Source organism: Solibacillus sp. FSL K6-1126 (assembly GCF_038003445.1).
GTDB lineage: Bacteria > Bacillota > Bacilli > Bacillales_A > Planococcaceae > Solibacillus > Solibacillus silvestris.
Genome location: NZ_JBBOPD010000001.1, coordinates 2,706,910 through 2,723,812 on the forward strand (window position 1 = coordinate 2,706,910; position 16,903 = coordinate 2,723,812).

19 protein-coding genes are annotated in these 16,903 nt (G+C 39.7%); 4 read left to right on the plus strand and 15 right to left on the minus strand.

Features of this window, described 5'->3' with window-relative positions:
- Positions 1 to 19: 19 nt before the first annotated feature.
- From pstB to MHH44_RS13505, 10 genes are all read right to left on the minus strand, one after another.
- On the minus strand, positions 20 to 793 hold the full coding sequence (gene pstB, locus MHH44_RS13460; RefSeq protein WP_231918655.1) for a phosphate ABC transporter ATP-binding protein PstB: 774 nt from the start codon (positions 791 to 793) through the stop codon (positions 20 to 22).
- A 54-nt stretch (positions 794 to 847) separates the two neighbouring features.
- Entirely contained in the window at positions 848 to 1,726 is an 879-nt protein-coding gene (pstA, locus tag MHH44_RS13465; RefSeq protein WP_340798840.1) for a phosphate ABC transporter permease PstA, read from the minus strand.
- 1 nt (position 1,727) lies between these two features.
- On the minus strand, positions 1,728 to 2,672 hold the full coding sequence (gene pstC, locus MHH44_RS13470; RefSeq protein ID WP_008408566.1) for a phosphate ABC transporter permease subunit PstC: 945 nt from the start codon (positions 2,670 to 2,672) through the stop codon (positions 1,728 to 1,730).
- 106 nt (positions 2,673 to 2,778) lie between these two features.
- Positions 2,779 to 3,750 carry a PstS family phosphate ABC transporter substrate-binding protein gene (locus tag MHH44_RS13475; RefSeq protein ID WP_008408567.1) on the minus strand — a complete coding sequence of 324 codons (972 nt, stop codon included), beginning with the start codon at positions 3,748 to 3,750 and terminating at the stop codon, positions 2,779 to 2,781.
- A 159-nt stretch (positions 3,751 to 3,909) separates the two neighbouring features.
- The gene (locus MHH44_RS13480; protein WP_008408568.1) at positions 3,910 to 4,323 is read right to left on the minus strand and encodes a hypothetical protein; all 414 of its coding nucleotides are present in this window, start codon (positions 4,321 to 4,323) and stop codon (positions 3,910 to 3,912) included.
- Positions 4,324 to 4,374: 51 nt separating this feature from the next.
- A complete protein-coding gene (locus tag MHH44_RS13485) occupies positions 4,375 to 6,585 on the minus strand; it encodes a peptidoglycan D,D-transpeptidase FtsI family protein (RefSeq protein WP_008408569.1) in 2,211 nt (736 codons plus the stop codon).
- A gap of 189 nt (positions 6,586 to 6,774) precedes the next feature.
- Positions 6,775 to 7,218 carry a universal stress protein gene (locus MHH44_RS13490; protein WP_340798841.1) on the minus strand — a complete coding sequence of 148 codons (444 nt, stop codon included), beginning with the start codon at positions 7,216 to 7,218 and terminating at the stop codon, positions 6,775 to 6,777.
- Between the two features lie 238 nt (positions 7,219 to 7,456).
- Positions 7,457 to 7,894, minus strand: a complete 438-nt coding sequence (locus MHH44_RS13495) for a DUF1801 domain-containing protein (RefSeq protein WP_340798842.1) — start codon at positions 7,892 to 7,894, stop codon at positions 7,457 to 7,459.
- Between the two features lie 177 nt (positions 7,895 to 8,071).
- Positions 8,072 to 8,677: a superoxide dismutase gene (locus MHH44_RS13500; protein WP_008408572.1), complete on the minus strand. Its 606-nt coding sequence runs from the start codon at positions 8,675 to 8,677 to the stop codon at positions 8,072 to 8,074.
- A gap of 242 nt (positions 8,678 to 8,919) precedes the next feature.
- The gene (locus MHH44_RS13505) at positions 8,920 to 9,399 is read right to left on the minus strand and encodes a DUF456 domain-containing protein (protein ID WP_014823406.1); all 480 of its coding nucleotides are present in this window, start codon (positions 9,397 to 9,399) and stop codon (positions 8,920 to 8,922) included.
- Between the two features lie 142 nt (positions 9,400 to 9,541).
- Here MHH44_RS13505 and MHH44_RS13510 point away from each other — a divergent pair, with 142 nt between their 5' ends.
- The 4 genes from MHH44_RS13510 (at position 9,542) to MHH44_RS13525 (ending at position 12,293) form a co-directional block, all read left to right on the plus strand.
- Positions 9,542 to 10,048, plus strand: a complete 507-nt coding sequence (locus MHH44_RS13510) for a DUF1189 family protein (protein ID WP_340798843.1) — start codon at positions 9,542 to 9,544, stop codon at positions 10,046 to 10,048.
- Positions 10,049 to 10,123: 75 nt separating this feature from the next.
- Complete coding sequence (locus MHH44_RS13515; RefSeq protein WP_008408576.1) at positions 10,124 to 10,459, plus strand: hypothetical protein; 336 nt, start codon at positions 10,124 to 10,126, stop codon at positions 10,457 to 10,459.
- Positions 10,460 to 10,589: 130 nt separating this feature from the next.
- A complete protein-coding gene (gene ispG / locus MHH44_RS13520; RefSeq protein ID WP_008408577.1) occupies positions 10,590 to 11,699 on the plus strand; it encodes a flavodoxin-dependent (E)-4-hydroxy-3-methylbut-2-enyl-diphosphate synthase in 1,110 nt (369 codons plus the stop codon).
- Positions 11,700 to 11,717: 18 nt separating this feature from the next.
- Complete coding sequence (locus tag MHH44_RS13525) at positions 11,718 to 12,293, plus strand: 5' nucleotidase, NT5C type (protein WP_008408578.1); 576 nt, start codon at positions 11,718 to 11,720, stop codon at positions 12,291 to 12,293.
- 78 nt (positions 12,294 to 12,371) lie between these two features.
- Here MHH44_RS13525 and MHH44_RS13530 read toward each other — a convergent pair whose 3' ends face one another.
- From MHH44_RS13530 to MHH44_RS13550, 5 genes are read right to left on the minus strand one after another with little or no spacing between them, the layout of a single operon-like run.
- Complete coding sequence (locus tag MHH44_RS13530; RefSeq protein ID WP_340798844.1) at positions 12,372 to 13,184, minus strand: C40 family peptidase; 813 nt, start codon at positions 13,182 to 13,184, stop codon at positions 12,372 to 12,374.
- Positions 13,181 to 13,966, minus strand: a complete 786-nt coding sequence (locus MHH44_RS13535; protein ID WP_340798845.1) for a serine hydrolase — start codon at positions 13,964 to 13,966, stop codon at positions 13,181 to 13,183. The genes MHH44_RS13530 and MHH44_RS13535 overlap by 4 nt, the downstream gene beginning before the upstream one ends.
- A 4-nt stretch (positions 13,967 to 13,970) precedes the next feature.
- Positions 13,971 to 14,909, minus strand: coding sequence for a S66 peptidase family protein (locus tag MHH44_RS13540; protein WP_340798846.1), 939 nt, complete (start codon positions 14,907 to 14,909; stop codon positions 13,971 to 13,973).
- Between the two features lie 3 nt (positions 14,910 to 14,912).
- Entirely contained in the window at positions 14,913 to 15,863 is a 951-nt protein-coding gene (locus tag MHH44_RS13545; protein WP_340799518.1) for an ABC transporter ATP-binding protein, read from the minus strand.
- Positions 15,856 to 16,902: an ABC transporter ATP-binding protein gene (locus MHH44_RS13550; protein WP_008407551.1), complete on the minus strand. Its 1,047-nt coding sequence runs from the start codon at positions 16,900 to 16,902 to the stop codon at positions 15,856 to 15,858. Before MHH44_RS13550 ends, MHH44_RS13545 begins: the two co-directional genes overlap by 8 nt.
- Between the last annotated feature and the right edge of the window lies 1 nt (position 16,903).

The following is a 16,903-nucleotide window of genomic DNA, read 5'->3' on the forward strand; positions in this document are numbered from 1 at the left end:
TATCATTCTCCTTTTCTCGTTATCCAAATCGACCGGAAATATAGTCTTCGGTACGCTGATCTGACGGTGTCGAGAAAATGATATCTGTCTTATCAAACTCTACTACTTCCCCGTTCAGGAAGAAGGCCGTTTTGTCGGAAATACGTGCCGCCTGCTGCATATTATGTGTCACGATGACGATTGAATATTGTTCTTTCATCTGCTGTACAAGCTCTTCAACTTTTAATGTTGAAATTGGGTCAAGCGCTGAAGTCGGCTCATCCATTAAAATGACATCCGGTTCGATTGCCAAACAGCGTGCGATACAAATACGCTGCTGCTGACCGCCTGATAACCCATAAGCATTTTGATTTAAACGGTCTTTCACCTCATCCCAGATGGCTGCACCACGCAGTGACTTTTCCACAATTTCGTCCAGGATTTTCTTATTTTTAATTCCATGTATTCGTGGTCCGTATGCGATATTATCATAAATCGATTTTGGAAACGGATTCGGTTTCTGGAACACCATGCCCACCTTCGTGCGCAGTTCTTCCACTTCATAGCCGTTTGAAAAAATATTACGGCCGCGATAATTGATTTCTCCTGATGTCCGTACGATCGGCACAAGTTCTACCATACGGTTTAATGCTTTTATATATGTCGATTTCCCGCAGCCGGAAGGACCGATAATTGCCGTTACTTCGTTTTCCTTCATGTCTAAGTTGATATCTTTTAAAGCATGGTGATCCCCATACCATAAATTAAAATTATTGGACTGCATGACATTCGCTTGATTCTGTTCGATTCCCATTGCAGATTGACGCACATTATTTTTCGTTAATACTTGAACCATTCCATTTCACTCCTAATAACGTTTTTGGAATTTATTTCGAATAAAGATTGCAATGGAATTCATCGTTAATAAGAAAATCATTAATACGATAATTCCTGCTGAAGCCACATACTGGAACGCTTCTTGCGGACGTTTTGCCCAGTCGAAAATCTGCATCGGCAATGCGGTAAATGTATCGAGATATCCTGTTGGTAAAAACTGCAGAATGACTGGAATACCGATTACTACTAATGGTGCTGTTTCACCAATTGCTCGAGATAACGCTAAAATACTACCTGTTAAAATTCCCGGAATAGCTGCCGGCAGTACAACCCGAACAATCGTTTGCCATTTCGTAGCACCCATTCCGTATGAAGCTTCGCGCTGTTCATTTGGTACCGAGCGGATCGCTTCTTGAGCCGCAACAATAATAACAGGCAATATGAGTAGACTCATCGTCAGTCCGGCTGCCAAAATACTTTTTTCAAAGCCAAACAGTCGAACGAAAATTGTTAATCCGAGTAAACCGAAAACTATGGAAGGAACCCCTGCCAAGTTAGAAATATTTATGCGGATAAAATCATTTAATTTGTTTTGCTTTGCATATTCCTCCAAATACAACGCTGTACTTACCCCTAAAATAATCGAGACAGGGGCAACAACGCTCATCAGCCATAATGATCCGACTAGTGCTGCTTTAATCCCTGCATTTTCGGGAATACGTGACGCGAAGTTTGTAATGAAATTCATATCTAAAAAACCAATTCCTTGCGACAAAATTCGGTATAGTAACATACCTAAAGAAACAAGGGCAAAACTTGTAGCAATAATGAAAATTATTTTCCACATTTTATTCGAATTGAGGCGTTTATTCATCCGCTCCATCACTAAATCTTCTTGTATATAGCGCATATTAATACTCCTCTCGGAAGCGTTTTGAAATGTAGGTTGCAAGCAAGTTCATTGCTAAAGTGAAAATAAACAATGTAAACCCTACTGCGTAAATTGAGTAGTAAATTGTTGTACCGTAACCGGCATCCCCTGTCGTTACTTGCACGATATAAGCAGTCATTGTTTGTATCGAATCAGTAAAGCCAAAGTCGAATTTTGGTGTAGATCCGCCTGCCAGTGAAACAATCATCGTCTCCCCTATTGCCCGGGAAATACCTAATACGACAGAAGCGACAATACCTGATAATGCGGCTGGCAGGACAACTTTAACTGCTACTTCGAATTTTGTCGCCCCTAACCCTAACGCACCTTCACGAATCGAACTTGGAACAGAGCTCATTGCATCTTCGGACATGGATGTGATCATTGGCAGTATCATGATTCCGACAACAATCCCGGGGCTTATTGCATTAAATATTTTCAAATCGGGAATAATGGCCTGCAAAATCGGTGTAATAAATGTTAAGGCAAAGAACCCGTAAACAATTGTTGGTACACCTGCCAGTACTTCTAAAATCGGTTTAATAATTTTTCGTACACGTTCTGATGCATATTCACTTAAATAAATGGCAGCGCCCAAACCGAATGGTACTGCTACAATAATAGCAATCAGTGTTATTTTAAATGTCCCGAATATTAATGGTAATACTCCATACAATGGCTCCTTACCTGAGAATGGCAGCCATTCTGTACCAAATAAATAATCGGTAATCGACACTCGCGTGAAAAATTCAAATGTCTCAAATATTAGTGTAAATACAATCCCAAACGTCGTAAGAACCGAAATTGTTGCTGCTAAAAATAACCCGATTGGTACTAACTTTTCGATTACTTTCTTTCCTTTGCGATTGCGCGAACGCTCGATTAATTGTTGGACACTTACTTGCTCCTGTTGTTTAAGAGCCATGTGCGAAAACTCCTTCCAGTCATCTATATAAATAATCGGTCAATTTTTATCATTAAAAAACGTGTGGGGAGGCATGAGAGCCACCCCACACTATTAAACATCGTAATTATTTTAATCCTTCTAACTCTTTTAGAGCTTCTTCATACTTTTCATCCGGTAAGCTCACATACCCTACTACTTCTGCCATTTCACCAGCATTTTCAAGTGTGAATTTCATGAAGTCATATGTAGCTTCATTGTCTTTAAGTGCACTGTTTTTCACATAAACGAAAAGTGGTCGTGATAATGGTGAATATTCACCTGATTCGATTGTTTCGTTTGTCGGTTCCACACCGTCAACAGTTACAACTTGTAATTTATCTTTATTTTCCAGGTAGTATGCGTATCCGAAATAGCCGATTGCATTTTTATCTGCTGTTACACCTTGTACTAACACATTGTCATCTTCAGATAATGTTGCTGTTTTAACAATGTCTTCACCGTCTAAAATGACTTCATCAAAGTAATCATACGTACCTGAGTCAGAACCTGGTGAGTAGAATACAATTTCTTCATCCGGCCATGAAGGATCAATATCAGACCATTTTTTCGTAGAACCATCTTCAATCCAAATCTTCTTTAATTGGTCAACTGTTAAATCTTTTGCCCAAGTATTTTCAGGGTGTACAACTACCGATAAACCGTCGTAAGCAAGTTCAAATTCTGTATATTCTACTCCTGCGTTTTTAAGCTCTTCCATTTCAGTATCTTTGATTGGACGAGAAGCGTTTGAGAAATCCGTTTCACCATTGATGAATTTTTCGAATCCGCCGCCTGTACCAGATACACCAACTGCTACGCGTACATCTTTTTGTACGCCCGCGTATTCTTCAACTAATGCTTCTGTAATTGGAGCAACTGTTGACGAACCATCGCCTACTACGTTACCTGTCAATTGTGCGCTGCCAGTTTCAGCTTGTTCAGTGTTTGTTTGTGCAGATGTTGATGTTTCATCATTATTTTCTTCTCCACCACATGCTCCTAAAAGAATTGCTGAACCTAGTAAAGCTGTTGATGTTAAGTACTGCCACTTTTTCATTTGTAATTCCTCCGCTTGTTTAATAGATGTTTTTCTTACAATTCCAACTATAGTCACAAATTGTTAAGCTTATATAATTCCGCAGTTAATTGAATGTAAAGCTTTGTAAATAAAAAAGACAATTTACAGGAGTTCCCGGCAAATTGTCTCATTTTCTTCTTATTGAATCTTTTTTACGCTTTTAATGTTAATAAGTTTAATAGGATGTTCCTTATAGGCTGCTTTTTCCTTTTTCGTCTTTACTTTATGTACATAAAGTAAAATGGTTTTCGCATCTTTTGGATGGGCATAGCCTTCGAACGTAGCATTATATAACACTGAACCGTCGCGCATTGTAACCGTCGCTTTTTTTGCGTCAACCAATTCTCGTAAAAAAGGATAGGCTTTAACATTCCGTTCGCGTTCGGCACGGACTAAACGGGGCTCCAATACAAGCAGGAGCCCTTCAAAAATAGCAATATAGATTACCGACATTAAAAAAATGAGCCATGCCGGCAAATCCATGAATGCTAGAATCGCTGCATTACTTAGGGCACCGATGATCACAACAATATGTATTATCTTCTTTCTCATTAAATCTTCTCCTTAAAAAAATCCCGTAGCAGAAACTACGGGATCATAATTTTATTCATTTACAGTTTCAACTTCTTCATCCTCATCCAGCTTTTCATCTGAATGCTTGATGATCGGTTTTTCTACTTTACTTGTAGATAAGCCCTCTTCTGCATATTTATTTTTCAGTTCAAAATAGGAATCTACTAATTCACGTGCTGTCAAATTCGCCTGTGGTAAATAGTTATTTGTAAAGTTCGTTGTTGCCCATGGAAAAATGACTGCATAAGCAATTTCAGGATCATCAAATGGTGCGTAGCCTACATGGACAATATTGATCGTGTTAGTTTTCCATTTATCACGCTGCGGTCCATAGTAAACTACCTCGGCTGTACCCGTTTTACCAGCAGCTGTATAATCTGCTGTTTCAAACTGACGGCGGGCAGAACCATTTGCCCCGAAGTATACCCGGCGCAGACCTTCTTGTACTTGCTCAATTTCCCGTTGGCTGTTTTCAATTTTATTTAAAATATTAGGTGTCACTTCTTCCACAACTTGCCCTAAATACTCGCCATCTTTAGAAGGGTTGCGTATTTCTTTTAACATGCGTGGTTGAATGCGGTAGCCACCGTTTGCAATCGTTGAAATATATTGTGCCAATTGCATCGTTGTATACGTATCAAACTGGCCGATTGCCAAGTTTAATAGTTTTACATCGGTATCCGGGTCTGCCTGATAACCTGTCGATTCCCCAGGAAGGTCGATCCCCGTTGGCACACCTAGTCCAAACTGTGCATATTCATTTCGCATTGTCTGCAGTGTACCTGGAGCTAAACTGAATCGCATACCAGGTGAATACGTCCGGCCGCCAATACCCATCGCGATTTTGAACATATAGACATTTGAAGAACGCTCTAATGCCGTTAAATCACTAACCATGACACTACCATTCTTGTTGAATAATGTATTTAACGTAATATTCCCGATTCGCATTGGAGAATCGAGCAAAACCGTCCCCGGCTTAATAATTCCTTCATTGTAGCCCATTAAAACAGTAGCTGCTTTTACAGTTGAACCTGCTTCATATGCTGACGTAAATGTACCGTAAGAATAGTCGACAATATATGGTTTGCCAGTCTCTTCATCCTTCTCTATTTTCTTGCCTACTACCGATAAAAGTTCGCCGGTTTTTGGATCCATTGCCACTAAAAATCCTCGGTCCAATAATTGAGAACCACCTTTAGCTTTCAATTCCAATAAATACTTTTCCAAAATTTCATCTGCTTTTTGCTGGAGCTCCACATCGATTGTTGTCACTAAATCTTTGCCGGGCTCGCCTGCGAAAGTCGTCATCGTTTCAACTACTTGGCCTTTTTTATTCGTTATGTTTTTAACGACTGATTTTTCACCCTGTAAGATTTCTTCATACTGAGCTTCAAAATAACTTTCCCCAACCCGGTCGTTTCGAGAGTAATCACGGGCTAAGTAATGGTTTAGTTTCGATTTAGGTACACCTTTGCTCGGTACTGTTGTTCGGCCTAAAACCGCTAACGGAGACAATCGCACCCGCTTCCAATCGGTTGTCGTATTCACACCAGGAAGATCCGCCAATTGTTCTGAAACGCGGGCAAACTCTTCCGGTGTAACATTCTCCCCTTTAATAATTTGCGGTGATAAATTATAGCCAGTCATCATTTCACGGTAAATCGCCAGAACTTCCAGGTCAAAGTCGGTAAGCTGTTCCAGTTCTTCATCTGTAATCCGATCCCGAATCCGTCGATCATATTCTTTATTGATTTCCTTCGTTTCTAATTCTTCATTTTCAAGTTGGAATTTCGTCATTTCCTTTTGTGTTACTTTTTCTTTTGCTTTTTCCGGATTCCGTAAAATCCAGAAATCTAATTTATCGCGCTGTGTTACTTTTTCTGTCGGCTGCTCGATGAGATTTGCAAGTTTTTCTGCAATTTCAAGCATTTCAGCGGATTTTGTTGTTTGCATTTTTGTATACGTAATCGCATTTTCAGGCTGATTATCAACTAAAATACGACCATAACGGTCAAAAATACGGCCACGGGGCACACTAGTATTTACCCGCACTTCCTCTGTACGCTCTAATGCACGCACATAATCTTCACCTTTTACAATTTGTATATATCCTAGACGAAATATTAGTACTGAGAACAAAACAAATATTGAAAAGAAAAGGATATTCATCCGAAAAGTTAAACTTGCCCGTTGCTTTGCCTTCGGATTTTGCTGACGATTTTGCGTAATTTTGCGCAAAGAACTCTTCCCCTTCCTTACTTTATGTATCGTGTACATGAATGTATAGTCATAGCTTTTAGTATAACACTGAAAACTCCATGAAAAAAGAGTTCAGATTTTTATTATTCATCTTTTAGACGGCTGGACTTTTATAAAGTTTCACAAAAAAGAAGCTTCACGAAAATTACGTGGAGCTTCGTCACCTTTTTAGGAATTTCTTACAACAAGAACGTCACAGCGGGCATTTCTTAATATCCCTTCCGATACAGACCCAAGGAAAAGGCGGGCTAATTCCCCTTTTCCGGTTACACCGCAAATAATTAAATCAATTTTTTCCTGCTGAGGGATATCACGTGCAATGACATGCTTAGGCGTTCCGTATTCAATAAGTTTTTTTATATTTACCAAGCCTGACTGCTGCGCTTTTTTTTCATAACTATCTAACAAATCCTTTTTATTATTCGTGATTTTTTCCGCCATATCAAAGTTATAGCCTTCTGAAAATGCAAAGGAACGGGTATCAATTACATGAACAATATACAGCTTACTTCCGACATTACCCCGTGCCACTTGCACAGCTCTTCTAAAAGCAATCAGCGACTCATTCGTTTCATCCACGGCAACTAGTATATTTTTGTACGTCATGCTCATTTATTCCTCACCTCTCTTTACTTTATTCACAAGTAGCTTAGTTTAGGTGTACTTACGACTATATAAGGATGAATAAAATATAAAAAAAAGCTCTGCAACCGAAGTTACAAAGCCTTTTAGAAAATATAATTATTAAGCTGGACTACCTGCATCTTGTTCCATTCACTGGAACCATGCAAGATGTCGAGCAATAAGACAGGACGATCAAGGAAATGTCCGCTCGTTTGTCCTTCTTTATTTATCTCTGTATTTCATTTTCATAGGTAGCAATCCACTGCTCTACCGACATTTTTTTGCTCAGTTCCCCGATCAGTTTATAGGGGATATGTTTTGTTGAGGTCCAGCGAATACAGCTTTTCCCCATATTTAGTTTTGTCGGAACCGCTTCGGCATAGGCTTCCTGAAACCATTTGAGAAGTTCAGGATTACTGTAGATGCCCATATGATAAAGGCCAATATGGCGCTTTTGTGGAGCAAGGGCCAAAAACGGTAAGGGCGTGTTCGGTGTTACATGATACCCTTTTGGATAGGTAGTTAATGGTACATTGTATACGATCATATTCCGGTCAATTGACTTTTCAAACCCCGGCGGCAAGTTCTCATCAATCGCCTCCATTAATTTGATAAAAGCACCGTGCCACTTCTCATCAATTTGTGCAATAAATTCATCAATCATCCACTGCCGCACCCCAATTCTATTTACTATTTTGAGCGTAGCAGATAACTGTAAAAAAATATATACAAAAAACGCATGGAAGTAATAAACTTCTCATGCGTTTTACGTTTAAAATATTTTGTACCTGCCGCTTCGCTTTCGGTACAGAAATAATTAAATTTTAATGTGCAAATTTAATTATTTTGCAGCTTGGAACTTAGCTTCTACAACGTCCCAGTTCACTACGTTCCAGAATGCACCGATGTAGTCTGGACGACGGTTTTGGTAGTTTAAGTAGTAAGCGTGCTCCCAAACGTCTAAGCCTAGAATTGGTGTTTTACCTTCCATTACTGGAGAGTCTTGGTTTGGAGTTGAAGTAACAGCTACACCGTCACCATCAACGATTAACCAAGCCCAACCTGAACCGAAACGAGTTGTTGCAGCTTTTGCAAATTCTTCTTTGAAAGCGTCGAATGAACCGAATTTTGCATCGATTGCAGCAGCTACTTCACCTACTGGAGTGTTAGAACCGCCTGGAGCGATTAATTCCCAGAATAATGTGTGATTAGCATGTCCGCCACCGTTGTTACGTACAGCAGTTTGTTTGTCAGCTGGTAAAGCATCGATGTTAGCGATTAACTCGTTGATGTCTTTGTCAGCGTATTCAGTACCTTCTACTGCTGCGTTTAAGTTTGTTACGTAAGTATTGTGGTGTTTAGAATGGTGAATTTCCATTGTTTTTGCATCGATATGTGGTTCCAATGCGTCGTAAGCGTAAGTTAATTCTGGTAATTTGAATGCCATGATAATATTCCTCCCTGGAACAAGTAATTAATGTTGATTACAGTACTAGGTTATCAAAAAATGATTGCTCATTCAATGAAAAAAACAGTAATATTTGCATTTCAGTCTTTTGACGGAAAGGCTGTGGATTACTCGTCTCACCTGTGTTTGTAATCTTTCCTCTACTAGTGTAAGCGATATCCGATAGATTTTACAAATATTTGCTCCCCATCAATTAAATCTACTTCAATTAATAAAAGAAACTAAATAGCAATAAAAAACAAGACAATCATAATGACTTGAATAATACCTTTCGTTACCACCGATGTTAAAAATCCGACAACTGAACCAACGCCAACTTTAATCGCCTGCTGTAGATTGCTTCGTGTCACAATTAACTCGCCAATGATCGCACCGATAAAGGGCCCTGCGATAATTCCGGCAAACGGTATAACAAATGGCCCGATCAATAAACCAATCGTACTTCCCCACATCCCTGCTTTTGATCCGCCGAATTTTTTCACTCCAATTAGGTTTGAGATCGTGTCTGCCGCAAATAACAGTGCAACAAATAATAACTCAATTAACCAGAACCACCACGGCAATTCGGTAAAACTGTAAAATAGCCCATAAACGATAAACCCGCCCAACAAAAATAAGACAGATGGGATAATTGGATATACTAAACCGATAAACGCGATAATAAACAGCGCAATAATAAGTGTCCATGCAATAATGTCCAACCATTTCACATCCTTTCAAATTTTATTCTTATATGTGTTCACAGATTATACGTAATAAACAAAGAAAAGATTCAATTTTCTATTCCGAGTTCAAATCGAATTTTTTTCATGTTACACTACCTTTGTAAAGGAGCAATCAACAATGAAAATTTCACATATGCAGTTACTTATACATAGTTTAACAAGCCCTAATAAACTGGGCGCCTATCGAATTCTATCAATTGGAAAAGTGATGCAGTATGCCTTTTTAATGATTACCCTTATTACCGCTTTTTCATTCGGCCAATTTATCAATACAGGGACAGCCGAAATTTTCGGTTATTCGGAAATTGGACAGTATGCACAAAATATTCAATGGATTGTTTACCCGATTGCCATTGTATTTTTATTCGTACTAAATACGTCGATCTATTTTATTAAGGTAAGTTTATATGCACTTGCAGGTTTGTTTTTCGTTAGGCCGATGAGACGACGCGGTGAATATCGGCAAGTATGGCGAACAGCTGTTTTTGCAAGTACATGGGGAACATTTCTAACGATGTTCGGAAATCTGTTTATCCTCTCTCAAACTGTAATCACGCTTAGCAGTATTTTTATTACGATGCTCTTTATAATCGTTGCCTTAACAAAATATCCCGTACAAAAATAATAAATTCTCCTTATGAATCATATAGTTTAACAATCTATTAACGAGTTAAATTATAGAGAGATAAGGAGGATTTTATTGCGCTTTTTAATAGCTTCCATTGTGCTTTTGTTGTTTGCGTTTGTCATTAAAGTAGATTTACAGGAAGGTACGCTCCCATTAGCATCCTTTTATGCTGCTCCTCAATCATGTGAGGAAGCGGAAAAAGAAAGCTATGTAGTCGTAAAAATCCAGCAGGACGATACAATTTACAGCCTATTCTCAGCAACTCCCTCGCCTATTAAAACCACTTTTCCTGAAAGACTTGCCCAATTTTATCAACTTAACCCGCATTTGAATTTACAGCCACTTGTACCAGGAGATACTGTCCTCATCCCAATCATCTCGAACGTGAAGGAAAATTGTCTAAATTGAATTCATAATGTTTCTTCCTTGTTCTTCTTTTCATACACTGATAAAATAAGGAACAGTGACGGCTTACATATCGTTATATCTATATAGGTGATATAACCACATTAAAAGCCTGAAAAGGAGAGAATTTTTCATGAGTGAAATCGTTCACCGTACGAAAACACGTCCTGTGCGTGTCGGTAACTTAACAATTGGTGGTAATAACGAAGTCGTAATCCAAAGTATGTGTACGACGAAAACACATGATGTAGAAGCAACAGTTGCCGAAATTAAACGTTTAGAAGAGGCAGGTTGTCAGATCGTACGTATTGCAGTACCGGATGAGCGTGCTGCAAATGCAATACCTGAAATAAAAAAACAAATTAATATCCCATTAGTAGCGGATATTCACTTTGATTACAAATTAGCACTAAAAGCCATTGAAGGTGGCATCGATAAAGTACGTATCAACCCGGGTAACATCGGGCGCCGCGAAAAAGTAGAGGCAGTTGTAAATGCCGCAAAAGCAAAAGGTATTCCGATTCGTATCGGTGTTAACGCTGGTTCTTTAGAGCGCCATATCCTCGAAAAATACGGCTACCCTACTGCAGATGGAATGGTAGAATCTGCATTGCACCACATTAAAATTTTAGAAGACTTGGATTTCCATGACATTATTGTTTCGATGAAAGCATCGGACGTAAATTTGGCTATTGAAGCATATGAGAAAGCTGCACAAGCATTCAATTATCCACTGCATTTAGGAATTACAGAATCAGGTACATTATTTGCCGGTACTGTTAAATCAGCTGCCGGTTTAGGTGCGATTTTATCTAAAGGGATCGGGAATACATTACGTATTTCATTATCTGCAGATCCAGTGGAAGAAATTAAAGTAGCTCGTGAATTATTAAAATCATTTGGCTTGGCATCAAACATGGCGACATTGATTTCATGTCCGACTTGCGGCCGTATTGAAATTGATTTAATTTCGATTGCCAACGAAGTAGAAGAATATATTTCTAAACTGAATGTTCCGTTAAAAGTAGCCGTTTTAGGCTGTGCGGTAAACGGTCCTGGAGAAGCACGTGAAGCGGATATCGGTATTGCCGGTGCACGTGGCGAAGGGCTGTTATTCATGAAAGGTAAAACAGTTCGTAAAGTTCCTGAAGAAACAATGGTGGAAGAACTGAAGAAAGAAATCGATAAATTAGCTGCTGAAATGGTTGCAAAGCGCGAAGCAGAAATAAATGCAAGCGTGTAAAGAAATGAGGTAATGGAAATGACAAACTTAAAACATCGGTTCGGCATTGATATTGATGGGACTGTCACATGTCCTGCTACATTAATTCCACATATTAATAAACAATACAATATTAATATGACGCTACAAGATGTAACGGAATATGATTTTTTAAGTGGCTTTCCACACCCTGTAGACCGCGCACAGTTTCAGGCCTGGTTTAAAGAAAATGAGCCACGAATGTATGAAGTAAGTGAGCTTGCTGCTGATGCACATCGCATTTTAACAGCATGGCAAAACCAGTATGAGCTTTATTATATTTCTGCGCGTGGAGAAAATGTTTTCGATATTACAAAAAACTGGTTTGATCAATTTAAAGTACCTTATGACCATATCGAATGTATCGGCAGTCATAACAAAATTGCCATCGCAAAAAAGCATGGAGTAGAAGCTTTTTTCGAAGACAAACATGATAATGCAGTGGAAATTGCCGAAGAGCTTAAAATTCCTGTCATTTTATTTGATACACCGTACAATCAAATGTCCGTACCGAATAACGTAATTCGCGTTAGTAATTGGGTAGAAGCAAACGATTGGATTCTTAAAAACTTTTAGTTGTACAAAACCATTTCTACAATAACCAAAAGGGTCAACTCAGCAATAATCATGCTGGGTTAACCCTTTAATTTTGTATTAAAAAATACTGCCATATTCCGTAATTGTTGTCGCCAAGTCTTCGCGGTAATTTTCATGTTGCAAGCTCAGGCTGTTTACATTGACTTCGTTTCCTCCTAGCGAGGAATGGATATACTCATTATTACCAATATACATCGCTACATGGCCAGGGAAGAAAATTAGATCCCCCGGCTTTAAATTTTCACGTTCTATCTTTCTTAACGGGAAACCTTCCACTATTTTCGCATCTCGGAAAATATAGACGCCATTCAGCATATAGGCCATCGAAACAAGTCCTGAACAGTCAATGCCTAAAGGTGTTTTACCACCCCAGCGGTATGGAGTTCCCATATAGCGAAAAGCCGTTTCCACAACTTGCTTGCGAAATAAAGCTTCATTTGCCGTATATACTTTAACTCGATCCTGGATCCAGGCTGACCGTACATACCCTTCTTCCCCTGTAACAAGCTGCACTTTTGCCCAAGCTGTATCAAGTCCTGCTTCCAGTACAACTTTTATAAAAGCACCCCGCGTCAATGTCATGATGTTTTCACTTTGTATTTTAGGGGCTGCAAGAACATCGGCAAAGCTTTGAATAACGACCTCATTCGCTTCATATACCCAGTTTACAGTAGGTTCACTTCCAATATGCAAGTTGGATTTTAATGTATAGCCTTCGTAACGGTAAAAAGTAAGGATTTTGACCCAAGTTTCATCAATTTCTTCCTGTACCTCGACCGGCATCCCATACAACACCTCATCGATTAATTCAGAATGCGTGTCAGGTTCTGCATGTAAACTCGCAATTTTTGTTTTCACTACGGCATTCAATCGGTTCCCTCCTCCTGTTTTGTAAAATGCTCATAGACAATTTTAGAAATAGCACCAATCGTTTGTCTCGCTTTATCATTATCGGTCACTTCTGTAATGAATACCCCGATAAAATAATCGCGAACTTCTAAAAATACAATTCCTGTGTCATGATCCACAGTATCGAGACCGCCTGTTTTATGGGCCATCTTCACATCGTCTGCGATATAGCGTTTGAGTGATTCGTGACTGCGCTGTTTGCTTAATATATCAAGTGCAACTGCATTCCATTCACTTGTAAGAAGCGTACCTCTATAAATTTTCCGGAAAAGCTGCTGCATATCCTGTGCTGTTGTTACATTATCAAAGCCGAGCTTTTGACGTTCAAAATCCATCATCTTCCGCTGGACCCGAGTATTATGTAAGCCGATTTCATTAAAATAGTCATTGAATGCGTCCATGCCTAATAGATCGATACATACGTTTGTTGCTGTGTTGTCACTCGTAATCGTCATCCAAAGTAACAGTTCATGCAGTGTAGCTCGTATTTGCTTCTGCTCTGTAATGACACTGAAATCGACCATGTTTTCCGGCGCAATTTTGAAAACCTGATTTAAACTGCCGTTCGTTTTTTGCAAATGAGCTAATATAGCAATGAGAATCGGCACTTTGATTATACTTGCACTGCTGAAGATTTTCTCAGCCCGAATTTTCCAGACGATTTCGTTCGTTTTGTAGTCTTCGACAATGACATGGACTTTATACGGGCATTGTGCAATGATGCGATCAAGTTGTTTATGCATCGGACTAACCTACAACCTGAATCGATCTATCCGTTGCATCGATCGTTACGGTTTTACCAAGCGGCAATGACATCGTCGGCAGCACATGACCACATGTTACATCTTTTATTATGGGAATATTCAATGGCACTAAAATTTCTTCAAATACAGCATCCAAACTTAAATTATTTTCTTCATTATTTATATCCATTGGCCCACAATCCGTCCAACCACCCAGCAAAATACCTGACAGCTGCTGGAGTTTCCCTGACAATGCAAGCTGTGTAAGCATTCGGTCGATCCGTTGTACATTCTCATCTATGTCTTCCAAAAATAGAATTTTCCCGTTCAGATCAATCTCGTATGGTGTCCCCAGAGATGCGTTGACAAGTGTTAAATTTCCTCCCACTAATTCACCAGTAGCCGTACCAGGAACAACGGTGTTCATATTCTGGCCTTCCGCATTTTCCAGGAAATAATCACTCCATCCGGTATTGGTGACACTGTTGATAAAATACGTCCATGTATAGTCATCCATTTCAGGACGAATAAATTCTGTTGACGGCATCGGTGTATGGTACGTTACAAATCCACAGTGTTGATTGAATACAATATGCAGTGCTGTAACATCACTGTAGCCTGCAAATACTTTCGGGTTTTCTTTAATCATTTCCAGATCAAGCATCGGTAAAATCCTTGTCGCTCCATAGCCCCCGCGAATACAAAAAATACCGTCTATTTCAGGGTTGCGGAACATGTCATTCAGTTCTTTTGCACGCAGATTATCACTGCCTCCAAAATAACCGTGTCGCGCTCTGCACGTTTCTCCTACTACTACACGGAAACCCAACTTCTCCACTGCCTGGATGGCACGTTCGATACGGTGTTCCGGTGTTGCTCCGGATGCACTGATTAATGCTACCGTATCCCCTTTTTTCAGTGACTTCGGAATTATCATTGCCATCGTCTACACTCCACTTCCGGCAAGCACCGCCCGATACTGTGCCTGCTCTTCTTGATTGGCCAATACGAAATGTCCCTCTTCAATTTCAACAAATTCAGGTGAGTCCATTTCATACTGATGGACAGTCGGATCATATACTTGCAGCTTTTTTCTTCGTTCCTTTAGCGGATTCGGTTCCGGAACGGCTGACAGCAATGCTTTCGTATATGGATGCAGCGGATTGTTGAACAGCTTTTCCGTTTCACCCAGTTCAACGATTTTCCCTTTATAAATGACCGCCGTACGATCTGTAATAAAGCGGACAATTGACAGGTCATGAGCGATAAATAAATAGGTCAAATCACGATGTTCCTGTAAGCTGGACAATAAATTCAATACTTGAGCTCTAATGGAGACGTCCAGTGCAGATATCGGTTCATCCGCTACGATAAATTCCGGTTCCATGACGAGCGCTCTGGCAATACCGATCCGTTGACGCTGTCCGCCAGAAAACTCATGCGGGAAACGTGAGGCAAATTCCGGCAGCAGTCCGACTTCCAGTAATGCTTTTTTTACTTTATCGATCCGCTCCTGTTCATTGCCGTACCTTTTATTATTAATCAGGCCTTCCGAAACAATATAGTCAACCTTTGCCCGCTCATTTAAAGAAGCACCGGGGTCCTGGAAAATCATTTGAATCTTTTGGGTAATTTCATGGTCCCAAGCGCTGGTAATACGACCATTGATCGGTTTACCATGGAACAGAATTTCTCCGTTAGTTATCGGATTAATGCGCATAATCGCACGGCCGATCGTTGTTTTTCCTGAACCGGATTCTCCAACAAGCCCGAATGTTTCACCTTTATATATATCGAAGCTTACATCATCTACTGCTTTGAACTGCTTTTTCCCTTGTCCAAAAATGATATCAATATTTTTCACTTCAATGAGTTTTTCTTTACTGTTTTTAGTCATTTGCATATTGTCTCCCTTCCGCAAAAAAAGCTTGCAACACTTCAGGGGGTTCTACTTTCGGTGCTTTTGGATCAAGGAGCCATGTGCGTGCATAATGGGTATCCGTCACTTTGAAAAAAGGCGGACGTTCTACAAAGTCGATTTTCAGTGCATATTGATTCCTCGGCGCAAAAGCATCGCCCTTGATTTCTTTAAATAAATTCGGCGGTGTTCCTTTGATTGAATATAATTCCTCGCCCTTATTTCCCAATTGAGGGAGTGAAGAAATCAAAGCCCATGTATACGGATGTTTTGCATCGAAAAATACTTCCTCAGTTTGTCCAACTTCAATAATATCCCCGGCATACATAACTGCAATCCGGTCCGCGACTTTTGCAACAACCCCCAAATCATGGGTAATATATATTGTCGACAGCAAATATTTCTCCTGTAAATTGGTTAACAGCTGCAATATTTGTGCCTGGATCGTTACATCGAGTGCAGTTGTCGGCTCATCACATATCAAAATTTGCGGGTTGCAGGCAACAGCGATCGCTATCACAATGCGCTGACGCATACCGCCGGAAAATTCATGCGGGTATTGCTTATAGCGGCGTGCAACATCATGAATTCCTACATCACGCAACAGCTGTAATGTTTTTTCATATGCATCATTTCCTTTTAACCCTTGATGCAGTACAACGCTTTCCTCAATTTGTTTTCCGATAGTTTTCAGCGGATTAAGGGAGGTCATCGGGTCTTGTGTAACCATTGCGATTTTTTTGCCGCGAACTTTCAGCCAATCCGCCTCTGTTTTAAATTTCGATAAATCATGGCCGTCAAAGTGAATTTGTCCATCTGCAATATAGCCGTTTTTATCAAGCAGACCCATAATTGATTTTACTAATACCGATTTCCCTGAACCTGATTCCCCTACAATTGCAAGACTTTCCCCTTTATATAAATCGAGCGAAATATCACGGATAGCCGTCAATGTTTGTCCACGCAGTTTAAATTTTATGACTAGATTTTCGATGGATAATATTTTTTCCTGTTCCATA